Origin of the sequence: Alkalibacterium indicireducens, from assembly GCF_039522005.1 — a bacterium.
Classification (GTDB): Bacteria; Bacillota; Bacilli; order Lactobacillales; family Carnobacteriaceae_A; genus Alkalibacterium; species Alkalibacterium indicireducens.
This window is the reverse complement of the sequence record NZ_BAAADA010000101.1, coordinates 1-5078: the sequence shown is the minus strand read 5'-3', so window position 1 is coordinate 5078 and position 5078 is coordinate 1. Positions and strand designations below refer to the sequence as shown.

Here is a 5078-nt window from a genome sequence, read left to right as displayed (position 1 = left end):
AAGTGATAGTGATTAACGTTTGAGGTGATAGGCTTTCTAGCGGGTAAAACTTTATACTTTCCTATTCTAAAAAAAAAGCCGAGATCAGCTGATCTCGACATAACAAAAGTAATTACTTTTTATTTTACTGCGTCTTTCAATGCTTTACCAGCTTTGAATGCAGGGACTTTGCTTGCAGGGATCTGGATTTCTTCCCCAGTTTGAGGGTTACGTCCTTTACGTGCAGCACGATCACGTACTTCAAAGTTACCAAAGCCAATTACTTGAACTTTTTCACCTTCAGCTAGTGAATCTTTGATTGTTTCGAAAACCGCTTCTACTGCTGCAGTCGCGTCTTTTTTAGTAAGGTCAGCTGTTGCTGCTACTTTTTCGATTAATTCTGCTTTATTTGCCATTGTATTCTTTCACCTCCTCAAAAGAAGATCGATGCATGAAGACCATTAAGTCCACTTGCGATCTTGCAACATTCCTTTGTTTTGAATGTAATGGGTGAAATAGTCTATTCTTGACATTTCATTTAAAAAGATACCACAGAATCGTTGATACTGCAATGGTTTTGTCAAATTCTCTTCCATTCCTCACATAGGGCCAGCCGATTATTTTGTTAGAAACTACTTTCGTCGTCTCGGTATAATACGAATAGGTGTTCCTTCAAATCTGAATGTATCACGGAATCTGTTCTCCAGATACCTTGCATATGAAAAGTGCAGCAGCTCCGGATCGTTCACAAATATAACGAATGTCGGAGGTGATACAGCGACTTGGGTCGTATAATAGATCTTCAGACGGCGCCCTTTATCAGTAGGCGTCGGATTCGTAGCGACGGCATCCATCACGACATCGTTCAAGATTGAAGACTGAATTCGAAGATTTCGGTTCATAAATACTTCTTCAATTTTATCCGGCAGCAGGTGAAGACGCTTTTTGGTCATAGCGGATACGAAAATGATTGGAGCATAGGCTAAGTACTGAAACTCATCTCTGACATCCAGTTCAAATTCCTTCATTGTATTTGTTTCTTTCTCAATCGTGTCCCACTTGTTGACGACCAGTATGATTCCTTTGCCAGCTTCATGAGCATAGCCGAATACACGCTTATCCTGCTCTCTGATACCTTCTTCAGCATTAATGACACATAAGACCACATCAGAACGTTCAATTGCTCTCATTGCTCTTAGAACACTGTATTTCTCTGTATCTTCGTATACTTTCCCTTTTTTACGCATGCCTGCGGTATCGATCATGACAAAGTCACGGCCATCTTTCGTTTCAAAACGCGTATCGACCGCTTCTCTAGTCGTTCCTGCTATATCAGAGACAATGACTCTTTCCTCTCCGATAATGGCATTAACCAGGCTGGATTTCCCTACGTTGGGTCTTCCGATCAGACTGAACTTGATAGTTGATTCATCGTATTCTTCTTCCATGTCTTCAGGAAATTCCTTGATCACTGCATCCAGAACATCTCCAAGTCCCAGTCCATGAGCCCCTGAGATAGGATACGGTGTGCCTAGACCTAATGAGTAGAACTCATAGATTTCCGTACGTAATTCCGGATTGTCTGCTTTATTGACAGCCAATATGATCGGCTTTCCAGACTTGAATAATATAGGCGCGACCTGTTCGTCTTCATTAGTGACACCTTCTCTGACACTGGTCAGCATGATGATCACGTCAGCTTCTTCGATAGCGATTTGAGCCTGATTTCTAATCTGAATATTCAACGGTTCATCTTCCATAGTGATCCCACCGGTATCGATAAGAGAGAATTCTCTGCCAAGCCATTCGGCATCAGCATAGATTCGGTCTCTTGTGACTCCCGATGAATCTTCTACTATAGAGATACGTTCGCCAACTATTCGATTAAAAATAGTGGATTTGCCCACATTTGGTCTTCCAACGATCGCTACTGTTGGTTTAGTCATTCAAACACCTTCTTCCATAACACTTTGCTTTAAATAGTCACACCCAACTAAAGCAGGCATAACACCTGCTTTAGTTGGGTGCGGTAATAATATACCGATTTGTTTAGCTGACTAGTCTTCGTCGCTGTCGTTATCCATAAATCCAGATAACTGGTCGCCGATCTGGTCACCTAGAGTAAACGCACCTTCGGCATCATCATCACGAAGTGAAGGCTGTTTAACTGAAAGTCTTTCATTCTGAGAAGACTGCTGGGGTGCCTCTTTAGCAGGAGCACTTTCGGTGTTTTCTGTGAGTGCTTTGATGCTTAGAGAAACACGTTCTTCCTGAGGATTGACACTCAGAACTTTCACTTCAATTTCTTCGTCTTTAGCTACAATTTCATGAGGAGTTTCCACATGTTTATGAGCCATTTCAGAAATATGAACTAATCCTTCAACACCAGGTTTCACTTCAACAAAGGCGCCGAAGTCAGTCACTCTTTTCACTTTACCTTTAACGACTGTTCCAGGAGCAAGCTCTTCTTCAACGTTATCCCACGGTCCAGCTAGTGTTTCCTTGATAGATAGGGAGATGCGTCCCTGTTCTTTATCGACTTTTAGGACTTTAACGTCTACCTGATCACCAATAGACAATTTGTCTTTAGGATGATTGATACGCTCATGAGCAATTTCTGAAATGTGAACCAGACCATCTGCACCACCGACATTGACGAATGCGCCAAAGTTGGTCAGACGAACGACTTCACCAGAAACTACAGATCCTTCTTCAAGGTTTTCAAGAGCTTTCTCTTTTTCAGCAGCCTGTTCTTTTTCAAGCAGAACTTTACGAGATAAAATCAGCTGGCGCTCATTCGGATCGATTTCTAGAATCTTGAATGTGTAGGTTTGTCCTTCAAACTGACTTAAATCGCTGACAAATGATGTATCCATCTGAGACGCAGGTACAAACCCTCTAACGCCCAGATCAACTGTCAATCCGCCTTTAACTACTTTAGATATAGGTGCTTCAACTGTTTCATCATTATTATATTTTTCCTGAAGCTCTTCCCAGACTTTACGCTGATCGACACGCTTCTTGGATAGTATGAAGCTTCCCTGTTCTTTATCTTTTATATCTCTTAGTACGACTACATCGATAACATCTCCGACAGAGACGATATCTGATGGATGATCAAAGCGTTCAGAAGCAAGCTCTCTAGGAGGGATGTGCCCTTCCTGTCCTCCACCAAGACCGACAATAACTTGTTTTTCATTGTCGATGGCGAGTACTTCACCTTTGACTAAATCACCCGGTGTAATGTCGACAACGTCTTTCATAACGTCTGACATTGACTCCGAATGCGTGTCATCTGTTTCAACAGCAGGCTGAACTTGAGCCTCTTCGTTTTCTGCAATCACATCTTCTGGAGATGTATCAGCAGATGAATTTACTTCAACTTGTTCATTCGCTGTTTCCACCGCTTCTTCGTTTGTCACTTCTTCTTCATTTCTGTTTTCTTTTTCTGTCATCTTTGTATGCCTCCAATACCAATAATTCCTACACTATTAATTGTACCGAATATGCTTTTTAAATTCCAGTAAAACATTTTCAGTTAAAAATCACCGTTTAGTTTAACTTAGTGCTAATCAATGACTTGATTTTTTCGACTACTTCTTCAATAGACAATTTAGTCGTATCGATGCGCACCGCATCCTCTGCCTGCTTAAGCGGTGATGTGTCTCGCGTTGAGTCCTTATAGTCTCGTTCAGCGATATCTTTTTTCAATTGTTCCAGATCAGAGAAAATACCTTTGCTTCTGTTTTCCTTGTGGCGGCGTTCAGCCCGCTCCATTACGCTAGCCACCAGAAAAATCTTTACATCCGAATCCGGAAGAACAACTGTACCAATATCTCTTCCGTCCATGACCACACCATTATTTTCAGCTAGTTTCTGCTGACGGGTCACCATCTCTTCTCTTACTAGCGGGTGAGCCGCTACGATTGAAACAGTATTAGTCACATTATTCTTACGAATATCTTCAGTGACATCTTCATTGTTCAGATAGACAGACTGGGCCATGTTTCTCTTTTTCAAACTGATATCAGTATGTTTAAGAAGCTTAAGTAGTGCATCCTCATCTTTTATATTAACACTTTTTCTTAAAGCTTCATAAGTCAGCGCTCTGTACATTGCACCTGTATCGACATAAATCAGGCCAAGATCGTCTGCTATGCGTCTGGCCACCGTACTTTTCCCCGAAGAAGCTGGTCCATCAATAGCAATCGTTACATTATGGGTTTCCATTCACTTTACACATCCAATATAATATTTTAGCAATTATTCAACTCGGAGTTCCTGTCCTACAAATACTGTTTCTACCGTCAATCCGTTCAGTTGCATCAGTTCTTCAGTACTCATCCCGTGGTTCAGAGCGATACGATACATATTATCTCCTGCTTTAACCGTATAGTACTCTCCCTGACCAGCAGGTTCTGGTTCTGGTTCGGGTTCGGGTTCGGGCTCTGGTTCAGGCTGAGGTGCCGCTGGCTGCTCAGTTACTGGGGGTGTCTGAACATTTTCCTGTACTTCTTCCAGTTCAGGCTCCACTTCTGGCTCTGGTTCATTTTCTTCCTCATCTGGTTCCTCATCTTCGATTTCCGGTTCTTCCTCTTCTGGTTCCTCATCTTCGATTTCCGGTTCTTCCTCTTCTGGTTCTTCTACATCATTGACAGCCAATGACTGCTCAACTGAGGGGGATGAGGGATCCTCGGACATATCTTCTCTGTTTGAAAACCATGCATATGCAGATATAGGTAAAATAATCAATAATGCCAAAAAAATAACAGTTACAGTTAAAATAGGGGAAATACTCTGTTCTCTTTCTCTTTTCGCTTTTCTGGACATCGGTTCATCATCAGTATAATCAACTTCTTCATCAAAACGTTTGGACCAGAGTTCTTCCATCGATTCACGATCTTTTTTACTCATTCATATACTCCTCTCAAACTAATCGTGTCTCATTATATCATAGAATCCTTATTCTTTGAGTCTAGCTTTGTAAATTAAATAAAAATTTTAGCTTGTCCTGCCACAGATCTTCACTCGGGAGTTTAACAGCTGGAATCAATAAAAAGTGACACAAAGTCTGTTATAGCTTTACTTTTTTGTCAAAT

General features: G+C 41.4%; 5 protein-coding genes. All 5 read right to left on the bottom strand.

Annotated features, from left to right (window positions below; genetic code table 11):
• Positions 1-119 precede the first annotated feature (119 nt).
• Entirely contained in the window at positions 120-395 is a 276-nt protein-coding gene (locus ABFX15_RS06185) for an HU family DNA-binding protein (RefSeq protein WP_091266765.1), read from the bottom strand.
• A gap of 216 nt (positions 396-611) precedes the next feature.
• Complete coding sequence (der, locus tag ABFX15_RS06180) at positions 612-1925, bottom strand: ribosome biogenesis GTPase Der (protein WP_346024600.1); 1314 nt, start codon at positions 1923-1925, stop codon at positions 612-614.
• A gap of 111 nt (positions 1926-2036) precedes the next feature.
• Positions 2037-3434, bottom strand: a complete 1398-nt coding sequence (gene rpsA, locus ABFX15_RS06175) for a 30S ribosomal protein S1 (protein WP_428830609.1) — start codon at positions 3432-3434, stop codon at positions 2037-2039.
• A gap of 97 nt (positions 3435-3531) precedes the next feature.
• The gene (gene cmk / locus ABFX15_RS06170; protein WP_346024599.1) at positions 3532-4209 is read right to left on the bottom strand and encodes a (d)CMP kinase; all 678 of its coding nucleotides are present in this window, start codon (positions 4207-4209) and stop codon (positions 3532-3534) included.
• Between the two features lie 33 nt (positions 4210-4242).
• Positions 4243-4893: a LysM peptidoglycan-binding domain-containing protein gene (locus ABFX15_RS06165; protein ID WP_346024598.1), complete on the bottom strand. Its 651-nt coding sequence runs from the start codon at positions 4891-4893 to the stop codon at positions 4243-4245.
• Between the last annotated feature and the right edge of the window lie 185 nt (positions 4894-5078).

Excerpts from the sequence above, each read along its gene's own strand:
- ABFX15_RS06185 (WP_091266765.1), bottom strand. The coding sequence starts at position 395 with ATGGCAAATAAAGCAGAATTAATCGAAAAAGTAGCAGCAACAGCTGAC.
- der (WP_346024600.1), bottom strand. The coding sequence starts at position 1,925 with ATGACTAAACCAACAGTAGCGATCGTTGGAAGACCAAATGTGGGCAAA.
- rpsA (WP_428830609.1), bottom strand. The coding sequence starts at position 3,434 with ATGACAGAAAAAGAAAACAGAAATGAAGAAGAAGTGACAAACGAAGAA.
- cmk (WP_346024599.1), bottom strand. The coding sequence starts at position 4,209 with ATGGAAACCCATAATGTAACGATTGCTATTGATGGACCAGCTTCTTCG.
- ABFX15_RS06165 (WP_346024598.1), bottom strand. The coding sequence starts at position 4,893 with ATGAGTAAAAAAGATCGTGAATCGATGGAAGAACTCTGGTCCAAACGT.